This is a genomic window from Pseudoalteromonas amylolytica, assembly GCF_001854605.1.
Classification (GTDB): Bacteria; Pseudomonadota; Gammaproteobacteria; order Enterobacterales; family Alteromonadaceae; genus Pseudoalteromonas; species Pseudoalteromonas amylolytica.
Map to the genome: position 1 here is coordinate 22,745 of NZ_MKJU01000035.1, position 17,975 is coordinate 40,719.

Annotated in this window: 10 protein-coding genes; 1 reads left to right on the forward strand and 9 read right to left on the reverse strand. The window is 42.0% G+C overall.

Features of this window, described 5'->3' with window-relative positions; all coding sequences use genetic code 11:
• Nucleotides 1-105: 105 nt before the first annotated feature.
• From BET10_RS19405 to betI, 5 genes are all read right to left on the reverse strand, one after another.
• Nucleotides 106-804 (reverse strand): TorF family putative porin, encoded by a 699-nt coding sequence (locus tag BET10_RS19405; RefSeq protein ID WP_070987507.1) that lies wholly within the window; start codon nt 802-804, stop codon nt 106-108.
• Nucleotides 805-814: 10 nt separating this feature from the next.
• Nucleotides 815-2,032: a choline transporter gene (locus tag BET10_RS19410; protein WP_070987509.1), complete on the reverse strand. Its 1,218-nt coding sequence runs from the start codon at nt 2,030-2,032 to the stop codon at nt 815-817.
• 169 nt (nt 2,033-2,201) lie between these two features.
• Entirely contained in the window at nt 2,202-3,869 is a 1,668-nt protein-coding gene (gene betA / locus BET10_RS19415) for a choline dehydrogenase (protein ID WP_070987511.1), read from the reverse strand.
• 11 nt (nt 3,870-3,880) lie between these two features.
• Nucleotides 3,881-5,380, reverse strand: coding sequence for a betaine-aldehyde dehydrogenase (gene betB / locus BET10_RS19420; protein ID WP_070987513.1), 1,500 nt, complete (start codon nt 5,378-5,380; stop codon nt 3,881-3,883).
• Entirely contained in the window at nt 5,370-5,945 is a 576-nt protein-coding gene (betI, locus tag BET10_RS19425; RefSeq protein WP_170829190.1) for a transcriptional regulator BetI, read from the reverse strand. The genes betB and betI overlap by 11 nt, the downstream gene beginning before the upstream one ends.
• Nucleotides 5,946-6,869: 924 nt before the next feature.
• Between betI and BET10_RS19435 the strand changes: the two genes are divergently transcribed.
• Complete coding sequence (locus BET10_RS19435; RefSeq protein ID WP_070987518.1) at nt 6,870-10,649, forward strand: hypothetical protein; 3,780 nt, start codon at nt 6,870-6,872, stop codon at nt 10,647-10,649.
• Between the two features lie 138 nt (nt 10,650-10,787).
• Here the strand turns inward: BET10_RS19435 and BET10_RS19440 are convergent, their stop codons facing one another.
• From BET10_RS19440 to BET10_RS19455, 4 genes are all read right to left on the reverse strand, one after another.
• Entirely contained in the window at nt 10,788-12,161 is a 1,374-nt protein-coding gene (locus tag BET10_RS19440) for an amidohydrolase family protein (protein ID WP_070987520.1), read from the reverse strand.
• A gap of 107 nt (nt 12,162-12,268) precedes the next feature.
• Nucleotides 12,269-13,300 carry a helix-turn-helix domain-containing protein gene (locus BET10_RS19445; RefSeq protein WP_070987522.1) on the reverse strand — a complete coding sequence of 344 codons (1,032 nt, stop codon included), beginning with the start codon at nt 13,298-13,300 and terminating at the stop codon, nt 12,269-12,271.
• 156 nt (nt 13,301-13,456) lie between these two features.
• Nucleotides 13,457-15,040: a tetratricopeptide repeat-containing sulfotransferase family protein gene (locus BET10_RS19450; protein ID WP_070987524.1), complete on the reverse strand. Its 1,584-nt coding sequence runs from the start codon at nt 15,038-15,040 to the stop codon at nt 13,457-13,459.
• 27 nt (nt 15,041-15,067) lie between these two features.
• On the reverse strand, nt 15,068-17,479 hold the full coding sequence (locus BET10_RS19455) for a TonB-dependent receptor (RefSeq protein WP_070987525.1): 2,412 nt from the start codon (nt 17,477-17,479) through the stop codon (nt 15,068-15,070).
• Nucleotides 17,480-17,975 lie beyond the last annotated feature (496 nt).

Consider the following 17,975-nt stretch of genomic DNA (forward strand, 5'->3'; position numbering starts at 1 on the left):
ATCCCGTAAGCCTTGCTATACCAAGCATCAAAACCAAGCATCAAATAAAAAATAAGGCCAGACTTGCGTCTGGCCTTTGTTACAAGTAGTAGGAGACTTGTAAATTTACAGATTGAAGGTGCGTGACACGCTCAGTACGATACGCTCATCAGCGGTATCATAATCTAAACTGGTGTTTTCAGCCGCCACTTCAAAGTTAAAGCCTTCGTAACTGGTCTGATACGCTAGACGGTAATGGTGATAAGACTTGTCACCCGCATCCCACATATACTTTTCACCATCCAATGAGTTTGATACGTCAAAGCTGGCGCGCAGTGTATGGCCTTTGGCAATTTCTACGCTGTGAGCAACCATAGCGATGGTGTGCCCAGCACCCGTGCCGAAGTAGTCCCAGCTATACCAGAAGTTAAACTCGGTGTGACCCAATGAATTGCTATAACCAAATTTTGAGTAAATCTCAGGGTAGTTGCCGTCGCTTGAGTTGCTGTCACCGTGGTAGGTGTAATAAGCGATACCGTAATCTACGCTCCAGTTGTCGTTTAAGGTGACGTATTTACCAAGGTAGGCGTCCCACTCAAGGTTAGTGTCGCCACCAAAATCAACATTAGAGGCCCAAGTACCCGCATAAAGACCATCATCGAATGCATAGTCTAGGCTAGCTTGTAGGGCAGGGTCATTTTGTGTTTGGCTCACACCATTGAAGGTATAATCCGATGCCGCTGTCACGGTCGTAGACCAATTTGCCGCCGCGTGTGTTGAGGCAAGGGCAAGTGCACCAAAAAGTAATGTTCTCGTTGTTGTCATGTTGAAATCCTTAGCTTGCAGTTTCAATTTTGCTGTAGTCAATTTTGTTGTCTTTGGGTGAGCTGTCAATTTGGCAAACGGTTTTAAACTTGCCGTAGCCGATATAGGCCGCGCAAGAGAAGAACAAGCCGATCACCAACGCGCCCACCCACTGAATTTGTAAAAACTCAAGTTTAAACAGTAAAGTTAACAGTGATAGAGAAATAATGTTAAATAACATATAGTTACGTAGGCCCAAGCGTTTTACTGTTAGGTTTAAGTTGTCGGTATATAAGCGAATTAGTGAATCAAGTGAGTTGATCACAAATACGATGCCCACAAATACCATGGCGAAGTTTTTAATGCCCGCCGTAGGTATTCCCGCTTCATGGTAGTGATAAAGCACACTAAACCAGATAGCGATTGGAATAGATGGGAACACCAACATAGCAGCCAATACTTGATAGGTTTTGAGTCCACCCACAAAGCGAGAAGTGAACTGGCCAATCATGATGCTCCAAGCAAACCACCAGAACAGATAAAACTCATGGTAATCATTCAGTGGTAATACAAATTCATTGATATGCGTAAAATAGTCGCCAAGTAGCGCAAACTTATTGGCAAAGCTGCTCATAGCGCTGTCGCCAAATAAAAATGCTGCACACCACATATAGGCAATTAGCGCGATAAACAACCAAGTGGTTGAAATACTCAAAAAGCGCACATACTTCAAACTGGTGCTTGAGTAAACTGCAAAGCAAATCGCCGCAAAGACCAACAGATAGAATGTTGGAATAATCGAGCTACCATCGCCGACCTCTGGTAAATACCAAGGCAGGTTTGACAGCAGCAAGTACGCTGTAAAGGCACAGGTGCCAATAATGATCACATTATTGACTAATTTCACCCAAGTAATTTCAAAGAACTTTACTTTGGGTTCTATTACGCAGAAATAAAAGCAGGTAAGGAAATAAAATCCCCAGATTAAAAATCCCCAAAAACCAAACTCAATGGCCAGTGGATTTGCAAACGCATACTCTGGGCTTGCTTTTATGTCTGCGTAACCCGCAAACTCAGTAAGTGGAAACATAATCAGTCCGACATCTAAGCCTGACGTAAACAAAATGGCGATAAAGGTAAAGGTTTTAACGGGTGTGACGCCAACACACTGTAAATTTCCCCATTTAAACAAAATTAAAGCAATTGCCAATAGGGTGAAAATGATACCTGCACTAAGCCATAAGGTCATTGTCACCCTCCCAAAATAAGTAAAAGTAACTCATTGTTTCTCCGTTTTTTTTCTTAGTCTTGCATTAATGCTTGAGGGGCGGGAAAACCTGCCCCCTTGGGATAACCAATTTATCCCGCACGCCACTGCAAGCCCCACCTAGGTATCACTACCTAAGCGAGTGGCAAATTTAGATCTCCGAACTGCGTTGTACATGTTGCCATTTGGGCTCCATATCAACCGCAGCGTTTTGGTTAGTTAAAAGTGTCTTACCCAAAATATGGTCCGCTGCTTTTTCAGCGAGCATGATTGTGGGGGCATTTAAATTTCCGTTAGGTATGGTTGGGAAGATTGACGAATCAACCACTCGTAAACTGTTGATACCATGAACTTTAGTTTGTGAATCAACCACCGCCATCTCGTCTTCACCCATTTTGCATGAACACGAGGGGTGATATGCGCTTTCTACCGCCTGGCGCACAAAGGCATCGATTTGCTCGTCGGTTTGTATCTCTTTACCAGGTTGAATTTCATCATCGCGAAACTCATCAAACGCACTTTGCTCAATGATCTCTCGAGTTAAGCGAACGCAGGCTCTAAAGCCTTCGATGTCTTCTTGCTCTTGTAAGTAGTTGAACAAGATTTTCGGTGGCTCATCGGGATTGCTAGACGCAATCGTGACACTACCACGGCTCTTGGGTTTGTTATGACCCACATGCACCTGAAAACCATGGCCATCAAACGCGCTCTTACCATCGTAACGAATGGCAGCCGGAAGAAAGTGGTATTGAATATCAGGCCATTCAACGCCCGGTTTAGAGCGAATAAAAGCACACGATTCAAAGTGATTGGTTGCGCCAAGGCCATCTTTTGTCAGCAACCAACGTGTGCCAATCAGACCTTTTGAAACCAGCCCTAACTTACCGTTTAGGGTAATGGGTTGCTTGCATTTGTACTGAAAGTAAAACTCCAAGTGGTCCTGCAAATTTTGGCCTACACCCGGTAGGTGGTGCTGTACTGCAACGCCTGCTTTTTCAAGCACGTTGCTATCACCAATACCAGATAGCTGTAGCAAATGAGGTGAGCCAATTGGCCCTGCGCTTAGGATCACTTCTCTGCGCGCATAGGCTTTTTGAGTCTTACCTTTGATTTTATATTCAACGCCTTGCGCTTGTTTGTTTTGCAATAAAACACGCTGTGCCTGAGCGCCTGTGATGATGGTTAAATTACTACGGCGTTTAATTGGGTCTAAATACGCACGGCTGGCTGAACAACGACGACCATTTTTAACCGTCATATGCATTGGGCCAAAGCCTTCTTGTTGCGCGGCGTTATAGTCATTGGTTTTTGCGTAACCGGCTTGCTTACCTGCTTCAATAAAGGCGCGATATAGCGGGTTGGCCATTTCATTACCGTTGTTTACACCCAACGGTCCTTCTGAACCTCGGTGTGCATTTTCACCCAGATACCAAGACTCTGCTTTTTTGAAATACGGTAGGCAAGATTGGTAATCCCAGCCTTGTGCACCGTGTTGCTGCCATTCATCAAAATCTTTAGCATGGCCCCGTACATACACCATACCGTTGATTGAAGACGAGCCGCCTAGCACCTTACCGCGAGGGCAATGCATTTTACGGTTATCTAAGTATGGCTCTGGCTCAGTGTGAAACTGCCAAGCGTATTTGTCTGTATTCATTGGAATCGATAAGGCGGTAGGCATTTGAATAAAAATGCTTTTATCACTCCCGCCCGTTTCTAGCAGCAACACTTTGTGTTGGCCATTTTCTGTAAGTCGATTGGCCAGAACGCATCCTGCGGAGCCAGCACCAACTATGATGTAATCATATTTTTGGGTCATGGGGTCTCCAGTTAAAATGGGCTTTCGATTTTATTCATACCGACGTACACCGACTTGGTTTGGGTGTACTGATCCAGCGTTTCAATGCCATTTTCTCTACCTATACCTGAGTGTTTATAGCCACCAACAGGCATTTCAGCAGGAGAGTTTCCGTACGCATTGATCCAGCAGATCCCAGCTTCAAGCTGGTGAATAACGCGATGAGCTCGTTGAATGTCTTTGGTAAATACGCCAGCAGCTAGGCCTAAGTGGGTATTGTTAGCACGTTTGATCACATCTTGTTCGTCGTCAAACACCAACACGCTCATTACAGGGCCAAAGATCTCTTCTTTGACGATGGTCATGTCGTCATGACAATCCACAAATACGGTAGGGGCAACAAAATAGCCATTAGGCGCAGATTCTGGGCTCAGAGCTTCGCCGCCAGTAAGCAAGGTCGCACCTTCTTCGATACCTTTAGCAATGTAGTTTAAAACCAATTGTTGGTGAGGTTTTGAGATCAACGCACCAAGGTTAACCTCAGGATTCAACGGATCCCCTGCAATGATATTACTTTCAGTGCGGATTTTAAGCTCGTTGATAAACGCGTCGTACACATCACGGTGTACATAAACGCGCGTACAATTGGTACAGATCTCACCTTGGGTGTAGAAGTTACCAAGCATCGCGGCGCTGACTGCTTCGGTGATGTCGGCATCATCGAATACCAGTAAGGGGGATTTACCACCAAGTTCCATCGTTACGTCTTTGAGCGTGGTCGCTGCGCTGCTCATTACCTTTTTACCCGTTCCCACTTCGCCAGTGAATGATACTTTTTCAATATCCGCGTGGCCGGTTAGCCATTGACCCACTTCAGCGGCACCTTGAACGACGTTGAATACGCCCTCAGGTACACCTGCTTCGATAAATATTTCAGCAAGCTTCAACGCGCCTAGTGGCGTTTCTTCAGAGGGTTTAAAAATTAAAACGTTTCCAGCGGCAAGGGCAGGGCCTGATTTCCAACAAGCAATTTGCAGTGGGTAGTTCCATGCACCAATGCCTGCGCAGATCCCAAGTGGTTCCTTACGCGTGTAATAAAAGTCACTGCCAACCATTTGCTGCTGGCCAACTTGTGCAGGCGCAAGACCCGCAAAATATTCGATTACATCGGCACCGGTTTGTACATCGACACATTCAGCTTCTTGCCAAGGCTTACCGGTATCAAGCACTTCAACTTTGGCCAACTCATCGTTACGTGCTCGCAATAGCGCCACGGCTTTTAATAAAATGCGGCTACGTTCAACTGGGGTCATTGCTGACCAAATAGCAAAGCCTTGCTTAGCACTTTCAATTGCTGCACTTTGGATTGACTCATCAGCAACCTCAACGTGGTAAATCACTTCGTCGGTGGCAGGGTTTTTAACTGCAAAGTTTTCACCACTTTGGTTTGCCATGTAGCGACCGTGGATAAAGTTTTGATAAACAGGCACATTGCTATTTTGGCTGTTCGTTGTCGTCATATTAGGCTCCATACTGGCTGATCAGTGAGCGCACGTACTGCTTGGCTAATTGCTCACTGTGTTTAAATTGGTCTTTGTCGGATTGACTGAGTACGGCACGTAGCCATAAACCATCAATCATCGCCGCACTTAACTGGGCTGCAAGCTTTGCGTGCTCAACACTCATCAGTTGTCGAAATGAGCTGGCAAGGTTGCTGTATAAGCGCTTACTGTTTACGTTCTGTAGTCGGTGTAACTCGGGGTCGTGCATTGACTGCGCCCAAAAACTTAACCATGTACGGGTGGTGTCATTACGTTGTTGTACTAACGCAAAGTTGGCTTCGACAATATACATCAGCCGTTGTTGTGGCGATGTTGTGTCTGTTACTTGCGCCATCAGTGAATATTTTAGGCTAGACAACAAGTAACGCACAGTGGCTTCAATCAAGCCCTGTTTGCCACCAAAGTAGTGGCTGATTATCCCCGAAGATAACCCTGCTTTCTTACTGATGCTGTTAATAGTAGTACCTTGCAAACCCAGTTCAGCAACCGACTCTATCGTGGCCTTGATAAGCTGTTCTCGGCGTACAGGTTCCATTCCGACTTTTGGCATATTTTTATTAATTGAACGTTCAATAAAAATAAAGGTTAAAGAGATGCGCCACACATTTCAATGTTGACATTTGCGTTTAAGCCGTTCTTTGTGTTTTTCGCTTGTATATAACTTGTTGATGTTATTGCATAAAATTACTGTTAAAATTAATTGGAATATTTTTTAATCAAACATTGGTTTTGTATGGCTTTTCACCAAAATCAGTACAAATAATACCACCATGGTTTTACCAATTTGTTGATAGCGACTGTGGAAAAGCGAATTTATGATGGAGCTGCCAAGGAGGGGTTATGGCACATTCATGTATGGATGCATCTTAGAAAAAAATCGAATCCCCCCGAGCTGATATACTCTAAAGACTAATGGACGGTATTTATCGGCAGAAGCTATGGGCCTAGCTTTTGTCAACACTAAGCTATCAAATGGCCTGTATATGACTGTTGATAAAAACTCGCAGGGCTTCCAAATTCTACAAAGTGGGTTAAACAAGACACACTATTACCATTTCTAATTTTAGATAGGCCCAACGCACTTAACATAGATTCACTGAGTGGTAAGCATGCTCTAGTGGTAGGTGAAAAAATCGTCTCGACCATGTTCATGCCACGTTTACTACCAAATAAAAGTTGAAGGATAGGAATTGTAACTCTGGTTCTTAGCACTAAACAGTTCAGTTTTGAGCTTATGTAGGGAATAAAACAGTCAGTATTTTTTAGTTTCAAGAAATCCATATAAATTTCCCTAACTTGTGTCCGTGCATTCTGGACATATAGGCGTTTAAGGATATCGAGCTTTGGGCTTGATGATTATACCTTGAGAGGCTTCGGTAAATCATACAAATAGTTGTAACCCTAATAAAAGATAGTTACAATTTTTTAACGTTAACTGATTGATAGACTCCGAGGGATTATGTTTATTCCAAAAAGGAATTTTAACTGCTATTTTTTTGCATTGTTACTACTACTCATTGGGGGGTGTAATGAGGAACGAGCAGTATTAAACGATAAAAATGCAGGTGAGCAAGAAAAAATCACCATTGAACTGGGCGCAGATTTGGTAGCGACTGAGTTTGATGAGGTTACTCTGAGCATACAGGTAGAAGAAGGGGACGTCTCCGCTGATAACCTCACATGGACCCAACTTGAAGGAACGCCAGTTTCTATAAAAAAATCAGGGTTAAATGCGACTTTCTTTGTGCCAAAAATGGAGTTTGATGAAACTGCAAAGTTTAAAGTAGACGTGACAGGAATAGAAAAACAATCTGTGAGTGATGAAGTTTCTGTTCATTTTATAGGCTCTGCTCCGCTTTTTACACATGACTTTGATATAACTAACTACTTAGGACTTGGAGAAACGGTAAATATCGCCTTAGACGATTTGCCGCCAAATACTAATGTAGGTTGGATGATTGTTAACTACGACGGTTCGACTGCTGAATTAGTTGAATCCTCAGACAGTTTTGCAAAAATACGTTCTGACACTAGCGGAAGTTTCAAGCTTGTAATTACGGCTAGTAACAAACAAAGAACTGAAAGTTCATCAATTAATTTTTACACTTCAGAAAGTTGGGAACATATAATTCAAGAGAAAGCGTCAAAAATTCCAGATTATGTAAGAGCTAATGGTAGTTATAAGTTCTCGCTGGACCTAGACTTTGAAGAGGAACTCAGTTTTAGCTGGTCAATCGATGACCAAGTGGTTTCGGAATTAAGTTCTTTTATCCATACTTTCGATCAAGTTGGCACTAGTGAAATTAGATTGCTGGTTGCGAAACAAGGAATACAAGTTTTTGAAAAGAATTGGAATATTGATGTATATAAAAGAAGAACGCTTGATGAAGTAGATTACGAAATAGACGGTGATACTATCTCTATTTCTGAAAATAGTCTATCCGCTATTCGTGGATTAAAGCTTACAATTCCTGACGAATTACCGCTAACTGTTGAAGATATCAGAGTATCTGAAATTATAAATAGTAAGAAAAATATTAAGTTTAAACTTGAGCCTGAAGGGGCCTCCTTCCTATCCCCTATTGCTGTAACTTTACCTAAACCTGAGGAAACTGAAATTTTCTCTATTCTTCACACTGATGAGGAGGGTAAATATGGGGGTGTCATTCCTGTGCATGTGAACGGTGATACAATAACGTTTTCAGTAAATCACTTTTCTAATTTCGAGTTGGTTAGTGGTAAAGGCAGTATTCTGGAACTCAATGAATTATCAGAACATAACGATATTTACGCAGATGATTTAATCAATAGTTATGAGCTTTTTGCCAAAGTATATAATGACTTGAATAAAACATATATGGCAATTAATAGCGTAGGAAGTGCTGTAACGACAAGTATTCTGCTATCGGATCTATACAAGATAAAGTCTAATACTCAAGCCTTACTTCCCTTCATTACTAATCAGCGCCTTTCAGCGCTCATAGATACAGTATCTCGCCCAGACTCATATTGGAAAGATAAGTCTCGCGTTGCTAATTACGGCTCATTGCAGCATAAAGCGAAGCTAAAAAGGGCTAAAGCACTCATATCAGCTCTTACTGAATATGAGAAAGTATTGAAAGCGCTACCAAAAGGAGTGCGACTATCCGATGTTGAGGTTGGCAAGGTTAAAGAGGTTCGCTCGGCACTGCAAAAGGTAGATAATTATATTGGCCCACTTTTTATTGCCATCGATACTGCTTTTTCTATTTGGCACTTAAACGAGGGGGATGCATGGGCCTCACTAAAATCTTCTGTCAATGCTTTTTCAAATGCTTTTTCCATCTCTCTGGCGAAAGGAGTGAAAATTGTTAAAGGTGGTCGGCTCGGGTTGTCTCTAGCAAAAGGTCCAAAACACCCGCATCTTGTAGCAGCGATCGAGTCTGCACATTTAATTGAAAACTTTGTTCTGGATCCGTTGATCTATGAACCAACAACAAACTTTATTGATTACATATCCGACACCGCAATGCCAGAACTAGACAGCTTTCATGAAATTACAAGAAATGAGTTTATTAGGGTGATGCAATATGCTAGAGCTAATAACAACTCTGATGCTATAGAAAACTTTACTGATTTAAGAGGGTTATCGGAAGCTTTTAAATCTCGTTTGGATATGGTGAGAGAACAGTCGGATGAGATTCGCACAGAAGTTAACGCTAGATACAAAGATGTCTTATGGAAGAATATGATGATCAATATCGCTTACACATCTTTTCTTGATTCTTACGTAAACTCATATGACTTAGCTGAGTGGCAAGTTGAAAGAATTCAGCGAGAAGTTTCACGCGCAAGGGCAAATGTAGAAGAAGTATCGAAAGCTCGTGAAGCAATCATTGCATCTATGAAGGCTTCGGCAGATATCCAGTTTTCAATACTAGAGTTACTCGTTGAAGAAAGGCATGGTCAAGTTTTCATTAAATGGAGTGCAGAGGGCTTCTCAAAATACCTTGAATTGCATATAAAGTCAGCAGGTAAATCAATTCCTGTGGCTGTATTAGCGAATCAAAGTGGCGATTTTTCCTATGATTTTAATCTCAGAGATTTTAGAGGAAAGCTATCTGGCAACACAGAACTCACTATTAGTTTAGTCGCATTGAATGAATCGGGAAACATAGTGAGTAGTAGAGATTCTGATTTAAAATTACCTGCTACCTTTTGGGTAAATAGTAACGTAATACCCAGTCTTTATAGTGGGGATGAAAATTCTAGTGCTGTTCTGAGAATTAATGACTTTTTAAAGAACTCTTTAAAAACTAGTACCGTGTCTTCTGAGTTTGAAAATGTGTCTCTAGAAATAAATGCATTTAAAGAATTAAATGCATTTAGAGCAATTGACTTAGATTCTGATTTCATTTCTATTTCTCAATTTGAGAGTAGTAGTACAGGAGACAGAGATGAGTATCTAATGAATGGAATATACTACAGAGCTTCAGAATGCACCGTAGCAAGAGCTAATAATGTGGATTCTTATAACGAACAGATGTGTATCGGTGATACAAAAGGTAGTAATCCTGCATTAGTTTTCCAGTTTGGAACTAACGGCGAACAGCAATATGGCAGAATGTGTCAAGAGTCGAATCCTTTTATGCACGTAAGAGATGGCTTTTGCTCTGATTGCGCTCCTTTTTATCCAGCAAATAGCTTCGGAGCTTCTAATGCAATTAAGTACTTGAGTGATTGGAGAGTAATTGATGGAAATCCAGTACAAATGAGTGAACATCGAGTTAACTTAGGTGGTGCAACCGTTGTAGAGTATGACTTACCAATACAATTTGGGATTGCCCCGCCTAAATTTATTGATGACACTAGTGGCCAAAAGTTCTCGGATCGAAATGGTAACCAAGCGATCAAATTTGAGTATGAAATAACTGGTTATGAAAACTATGTGGATGGAGAGTATTATTTATTTACGATAACTCTGTCAGATTGTGATAGTTTTGTTGCGGGAAAAAAGGTTGACGGATTGAGTAATAGAGTAGATTTTTTCTCAATATTGGGACCATCTTTACCTAGCGAAAAAATCAGACAAACTGGTGTGGAAGTTATAAAAGTAATCGCTAAAAACACACCTGCTGGATTAGAGATGCTAGGATACGCATCGAATACACTCAACAGCTCATGCTTTTCAATTGACTATAATGATCTGCAGGACTCTCCACCGATATGCATTCCCGACGACACAGGTCCTGATAATTAGGCATTGGTTGTAGCACTAAGTGAGTATTGCACTACCTGATGAAGGGCAACTTGAAAGTTAATAGCAGTTCTAATACTTGTTGAACTGCTTTAACTTACAATTATTCGTGATGGTTTATATGTAATTTAACACCTTCACTTAGTAATTGCTTACAAGTCGCCAAAGCTCTAATAGCGTACTTCTGTTTTCAATAGCTTGTGCTCTGAGTTGAGTGAGTTGTTGCTGTGTGAGCCAGCGGCCATGCTTGCTCACGGCAACAGGGGTCTTTAAAGCGGCTAAATCTTCAATCGGGTTCGTTCGGGTGAAAATAAAGTCAGCTTTGTATCCAACCTTTATTTGCCCAATTTGCTTATCTAACTTCAGTGCTCTGGCAGGTGAGTAGGTGGCCGCTTTGAGCACAGCAAAGTTTGATAGTCGAGCACGTTTCAGCTGCGCCATCTCGTTGTGTGTTGCTAAACCATGAGGTGACAGCAGCACGCCAGCATCTGAGCCAATCAGCAGTTCAATACCCAGTTGATGCATTTGCTCAGTGATGAACAATAAGGTGTTGTAAGTATCTCGATTATAGCTTGCGTGCTTTTGAGAGGTGTTGAGCCAACGTGCAACTTGGCCGTGTCGCTCGGCAGCAGCCACTACGGGTGATATATAGTGCTCAGGCAAAGTATCTAAAAAGGCGTGTTTATCTTCACTTATTCTTGTTAATTGCCAAAAGATATTGAGTGTTGGCGTGACGGGTACGTTTAACTTTTTTATCTCTTTGAGCGTGTGCTTGAGCTTTTGCTGATCAAATGTATGCTTGAGTGGGCCTTGTAATATGTCTTCCACATGCTCCAAAGATTGCAATTCAGATAGGCTTGACCACTGTATATCTGCTGACGGATGAGGGCCATGCTTTGCTACGGGTATATTGTGTACACTGGCGGTTTGAATAAGGGACTTTTGTGCTTTTGGCGACAAGTTGCCATAAGCCTTAATCAGGTCGAATCCTGCATTTTTTGCTTTGATAACAGCTTGTTCTGCTTGTTGCGTTGTAGCGACGTATTGATGCAGTGCACTGTTTTCAAACCCAGAAAGAATAGGGCTGCTGACAGAGAGCGTACTGCCAACCCTTTCATTCTGCGCAAGTTGGTCTCGCCATGCTAGATGTTGTGCAATGCCGTTCATAATACGCACATGTGTGACACCGTGAGATAAGTTAGTTACCAATGCGCTCGGGTCGTAAAAATGCACGTGCATGTCAATGAGACCGGGGGTCACATAGCCACCTTGAGCATCAATAATGTTGATGCCTGGGCTTTCATGTAAGCTGCTGTTAATACTACTTATAATTCCATTTTTAACGAGAATGGTTTGATTTTTAATAATACGCTCTTCAACGGGAGAGACAATATTCACATTTTTTAGAATAAACGCCTGCGCGGGCGGGAGTGATACTTGACTATGGCATGCGCTGAGTATAGCTAAGCTTATAAAAATGAAAGCAGAAAGTTTAAAGAAGCGAAAAAGTAGCATGGGTAGTGGCCTATTTGTTACTTGCGATAACAGTAATTTATCGCTCTTAAGTAACGTAAAGGTCTAAACGCAAGTAATTAGACGCATAAATTCAGGGTTTTGTACGCTTAGTTAGGGTTAGAACGAAGGCTATTTCTATATTCGCTTGGTGTCATACCTGTTTGTTTTTTAAAAGAATAATTGAATGATGATTTCGCGCTAAAGCCTGCTTCATGGGCCAAAGTAAGAAGCGGCTTGGTGGAGGAGGTGCGCATCGCTTCTTTTACATGTTCAACGCGAAATGAATTTATATAGTCATTAAAGCTGAGTTGATGAGACAAGTTGATGGCACGAGATACATCTCTTGGCTGCAAGCCAGTGAGTTGTGACAGGTCGGATAATGACAAACGTGCTTGTAAAAACCACTGCTTATCCCTCATTTGTTGATCGATAGATTTGAATATTGCTTGGTAGTCTTCCGCTGATTCGTGGGTTTTGTTGGGAGTGTCATCCGTTAGCGTACGTGGTAAGGTTTTTAGAATTTTGTGCTCGGCGTTCAACTTGGTCGTCAATACCAGCAAAATAGTGATATTGATAACTGCTACTAGGCCCTGTCCGAAAATATTCCAAAGCACAGGTAACATTGGCTGCAGGTTAAGCCTAACTAAATCAGCAGCGTTAGTGATGGTCATGATCACAATAAGCCAGCCTAGCCAGCGCAGTGCCACCTCATGCGCATCTGAGCGAGAGTTATCAAGCGTCGCGTTGAACTGGTAAATGCGATAAACAGCAAATCCCGCATAGATAACCCGCCACACTGTGCCAATTAAGATCACAGTCTGTGTGTATTGGGTAAAGGGTAATAACAACAGCATAGGCACAAAGTGTAGTATGTCGTATTTATTGACTTGTGTGGTTAAGGACTTCACCACAAGGTAAAGCATGGGGCCAAAGCCCAGCACAAATACAGGAGTCACTAAGTGAATAGAGCGCGTAATATTCAGCTCTTCTAAGAGATTAAAGATGGCTGACAGCATAACCATGGCAAAAAATGCGCTTACGGTTCGATAGAGCTTGTGCGTACTTAATATCGCAATGCTCAGCGTAGCAATACCGATTGAAAAGGCTTGTATAAGGTTGACCACATTGGCTTCAAACATAAATTAAAGATTCATGGCTCTTTAGTGACTGGTTGGATGTTAGCATGAAAAGTTATGCTCTGGCTTTTGTTTATAGGATCAGAGGCTTAGATTTTCCAAGCCTGTATTTGCTATCTGTGTTTCTTACCAAGCTGTTAAACACGCTAGATAATACCTTCAATAGGGGATCGCGTGCTTATCAAAATACGCTTTAACTTCATCAAGATATGGGGAGAAGTTTTTCCAGCGTCCAATTGATTTTGTGTTCAGTGGTTGACGGACTTGTACCTTGCTTGCCGTTGATACCGGCGCATCATTTAGGTGAAAATCTAGACACTGCTTTTGCCAAGGAAGCTGGCAATAGTCGAGTAAGGCTCTTATGTGCTGCTCAGGTTGCGCGACGAGTTGCTCGTATTCTAACAACTTAAAATATGACCCGTGTAACGCTTGCCAATGGTGCATAAGTTTATAAAAACGTGTGTAAAATTTAGCTGTGTCCATTAAATCTAAAGAGTATCGGTAGTAGGGGTTGTTGATAGTAAACAACTGACGATAATTACCGATGCAGGTATCTAGTGGATTACGTAGCAAACAAATGATTTTGGCGTTTGGTAGGGCCTTGCGGATCAAGTCCACATAAAAAAAGTTAAAGGGTAATTTATCGACAAAGTGGCAGCTTTGCCCAGTAACGACACGTGTAGCGTCAAGGTAGTCTTGTCCCAGTTGCTTAAAGTCACACTCGTAAGCGGCTTTAAGGGTGGCTTCATCAAGTACATGAGGTGTGGTGGTTTGACTCAATCGTTTGGTGACGATTCCAAAATCTTGTAACTCTCCTGCGGAGGTAACATCACTGTGGCTAGATAATATTCGCTCTACCAAAGTGGTGCCAGAGCGTGGCATACCTAACACAAAAATAGGCTCTTTTGTGTCTGCTCCCAAAGGTGCATCACTTTTTGTTTGATGGCTTAATCGATACAGCAAATCAAACAATTGTTCAGAGGCATTATCATCAAAACGTGCCTGTTGTAATTTACTTACTTTACCTTGCTTGAGTGCTTCAAACGCTAAGTCATACTGCTTAAGATCTTGATATTCTTTTGCTAAGGCATGACCTATGTGTAACTTTGCATCAGGGTGTTCAAGGCGTGTAAACACACTTTTAAGTCGTAAAATATGATTGTTACTCTCATTGACCTTAGTAAGGTCTGACAATGCAAAATGTGCCTGATGGTGGGCAGGCTCAAGTTTGATAGCTTGTTCAAACGCGGCTTTTGCTTTGTCGAATAACCCCAAAAACTTACAACACACCCCATAATTATAAAAAAATTGAGGCTGTGTGGCGTTAAGCTCTAACGCTTTTTGATAGCAAAGCAGTGCATAGTCATGTAATCCGATATGGCTGAGTGTGACACCTAAGGTATCTGCATCTAGTGCAGAGGTTAGGTCTTCAACAGCGATTGACAGTGCTAATGTTTTGGCTTGATTGAGTTGACCGTCTAGTGCGTAACATTTAGCTAAATGAATTGAGTATTCAAAACGTTGCCTCAAACCTTTGGCTTTTTCAATAAGTTTAATGGCCTTTTTTATTTGCCCAACCTGAACATTGATCATTGCCATTAAAAAGTAACCATCGGCATGTTCACGGGTGTCTTCAGGAGTAGTTTGTATCAGTTGTACTAAATACTGATGAGCCTGTTTTATCTGGCCTTGATTCAATGCCGTGATGGCTTGTTGGTGAAGATGTGTTGCGTTGAGCGTCATAAAAAGCGTGTTCTTATTGTTACTCGGTTATAGTTCAAACTGGTAGTCGAACTTGACACCGATTGTTAAAGGACGGTTGATGTAATGCCCGTAGTTACGTTGAATTTCTGCACCGTTGGCGGTGGTGATATCGGCATTACTACGGCGTACAGATGTATACGCATACTTGTTAAACAAGTTATTGATATACAATGTACTTGACCACTGATCTCCAGTAATTTTTGCTGAAATGTTACTTAACGCGTAACCTGGTAGTGTTTCACCATTGTCATGTAGACCAACTTTAGAAATCATGTCACTTTGGGCTGTTAGACCATAATTAATGTCTAGCAGTTTGTTGTCCATTATCTCTGTTTGGTAGTTTACACCAAGCGAAAACTGATGCTCAGGTGAACCTGGCAGTCTATCACCACTTACGCCGCCATCCGTACCATCGGTGTTAAACAAAAATGGCGCGTCTTCTGTCAGTTCTACTTTTGTGTATGAATAGGTGGCATAGGCGGTAAATGAGTCCGTTAACATTGCACGCGTCGCAATTTCTACCCCTTTAGCATTAGCAGATCCTGCGTTTGAGGTATAAGGAAGCTGACCTACCTCGGTTGCTCCACCAATTTGCGCGTCTTCCCAGTCCACGTTAAATAAAGCTGCATTGAAGTGTAAGCGGTTTTTCATCCAAGTACTTTTCATGCCTAACTCATAGTTTGTGGTCGTATCGTCTTTGTAGAGCATCTCATGTGGCTTACCGCAACCAGCTTGGTTTGCTGGCAGTGGATCTGGACAAGGAGCTAAACCATTTGAGCCACCGATTCTAAATCCTTCACTGACGGTTGCATACGCCATTACAGTATCTGAGAATTGATAACTGGCGTTAAATTTAAACAAGCTGCCATCATCTTCAGCATAACTGTTCTCGAAGTTCAAGCTGACATCGTTTAGCCCCGCACCACCAAAAACAGTGTTGTAAAGTGGGAAATCAACAGCAGAATCTGCATCGACTTTATACTCATAGAAGCGTGCGCCTACCGTAATCGTGAGTTTTTCACTAGCTTGATAGGCTATTTCACCGAATATCGCTTGTTCAGTGACTTCGCTGCGATCGACAGAATAGTACTCTAGGCTGTCAGGACGAAGTTGTGTGCCACCAAAGTTTTCAACTGCGAATAGGCTGTACCCGGGTGCGTATTCTTTACTTGAACCATTGCTCTTACTCTTATTGTAAAAGCCACCTACAATCCAACTTAAGTCAGAATCACCTTGTGATACTAAACGCAGTTCTTGAGTGAAGTTTTCTTCTTCTTCAAGTTCACGGGTGAATGATGAGAATGAAGGGAATTCTTCATAGCCGTAGTCTAAGCGAATTAACAAGTCGGTTTGATCTCGTTGACCATCGGCTTCAAACTCAGAATAACCTGTTGCAGAGACAAGCTCGGCAAAACCCAAATCAGCTTTAATTTCAAGGCTTAGTAATGAGTCTTCTTTTTCTCTTGGCTCTTCGTAGCGGTAGGCTGATTCATATTTTCCAATACGCTTATTCAAGCCATTGTCAGGATTTAAAGCGCCGTGATGAACAATTGAGCGGCCCTCACTGTCTTGTTTTTGATAGAAGTAGTTCAAGGTACTGTCTAACCAATCAGTTGGCAGCCAACGTAGCGAGATTCGACCTGTTGTAGTTGTTTCACCGTTATTGTCTTTTGCTTGTCGCAAGTTGTGGTTGATGTCATCTAAGTCAGTCCAGTCAGGGTCAGGTTGTGAAACGCCTGCCTCACGTACAACATAGTTGTAATCGACAAAGCCTGGGTCTTTAAATACGTTGACGCTTGCGCGAACAGCGAGTTTATCATCAATAAGAGGGGTGTTGAAAATAAAGCCGGCTTCGCCACCAAATGAATCACTTTCACTATTTTGGAAAGCATCGCCGTATACCTTACCTGAGGTAAAGTCTAGCTCTGGTTCTTTTAAGATATAACGGATTGCGCCGCCCAGTGTTCCAGCACCATACAGTGTGCCTTGTGGACCAATCAAGACTTCTACGCGTTCTACGTCGGTCAGGCGCATATCTATTGCAACTGGGATCTCATTGATGTACGTCGCAACCGTTCCACCATCCGATGACGGGCCTGATGAATTAGTATTCAACCCGCGAACAATGATGGGCGAGCCTGAACGGCCACCTTGGTCTGTAACAGTCAAACCCGGTACCCAACGTGCCACATCAGCCAATTCGCCAATGTTTTGATCACGCATTACATCACTGTCTAGTGCGGTGATATTCAGTGGTGCTTCTTGTACTGAACCTGAACGTCTTGTTGCGGTTATCTGAATAACCTCAAGCGATTTATCTTTGTTGACAGCCTCGTCAGCTGAGACTGCAAACGACGTGCTAAGTGTTCCTGTTAAGGCTCCATACACGGCAAGTGAGAGCATGCTCGGTTTAAACATTATTTAATCCCCATTGTTACCATTGTTGTTTTTATGCACACAAAGAAAGCATAAATCGCAAGAAGCGACAAGTGAGCAAAAAAACACTATTGAATTTATATTCTTCTATATTGAAATTTCATGCATTCTAGTTGGGGTTTTAGCAAAAATATAGTGAAATTTTGAATTAAAATATTTTTTTAATAAATTTACGGGATATTTTGAATGTATTTTTCACAAATTTAATGTTTATTCATCATTTTTGCATACTTTTTGTATTTTGTTGGATGGATTATATTTTTGACTGCTGTTTTTATCGCCATTATCTGGCCATCTCGATTTAAACTTCGGTTGATATATGAGCAAGTAGTTATCAAGTAAAACTATATTGGCAGTGTAAAGGGTGAGCATACTGGGAAAGCACTTTCTGGGTAACACTCTCTAAGCCGCATAGTATGTGTATAGGCTGATAATTCAGCGTTTATTATTATTGTTAATGTGCGTTTAACAGTGATAG

What these genes read in the sequence shown, in the direction of transcription:
- BET10_RS19455 (WP_070987525.1), bottom strand. Translation starts at nt 17,479, where the DNA reads ATGTTTAAACCGAGCATGCTCTCACTTGCCGTGTATGGAGCCTTAACA.
- BET10_RS19450 (WP_070987524.1), bottom strand. Translation starts at nt 15,040, where the DNA reads ATGACGCTCAACGCAACACATCTTCACCAACAAGCCATCACGGCATTG.
- BET10_RS19405 (WP_070987507.1), bottom strand. Translation starts at nt 804, where the DNA reads ATGACAACAACGAGAACATTACTTTTTGGTGCACTTGCCCTTGCCTCA.
- BET10_RS19440 (WP_070987520.1), bottom strand. Translation starts at nt 12,161, where the DNA reads ATGCTACTTTTTCGCTTCTTTAAACTTTCTGCTTTCATTTTTATAAGC.
- betB (WP_070987513.1), bottom strand. Translation starts at nt 5,380, where the DNA reads ATGGAGCCTAATATGACGACAACGAACAGCCAAAATAGCAATGTGCCT.
- BET10_RS19410 (WP_070987509.1), bottom strand. Translation starts at nt 2,032, where the DNA reads ATGACCTTATGGCTTAGTGCAGGTATCATTTTCACCCTATTGGCAATT.
- betA (WP_070987511.1), bottom strand. Translation starts at nt 3,869, where the DNA reads ATGACCCAAAAATATGATTACATCATAGTTGGTGCTGGCTCCGCAGGA.
- betI (WP_170829190.1), bottom strand. Translation starts at nt 5,945, where the DNA reads ATGGAACCTGTACGCCGAGAACAGCTTATCAAGGCCACGATAGAGTCG.
- BET10_RS19445 (WP_070987522.1), bottom strand. Translation starts at nt 13,300, where the DNA reads ATGTTTGAAGCCAATGTGGTCAACCTTATACAAGCCTTTTCAATCGGT.
- BET10_RS19435 (WP_070987518.1), top strand. Translation starts at nt 6,870, where the DNA reads ATGTTTATTCCAAAAAGGAATTTTAACTGCTATTTTTTTGCATTGTTA.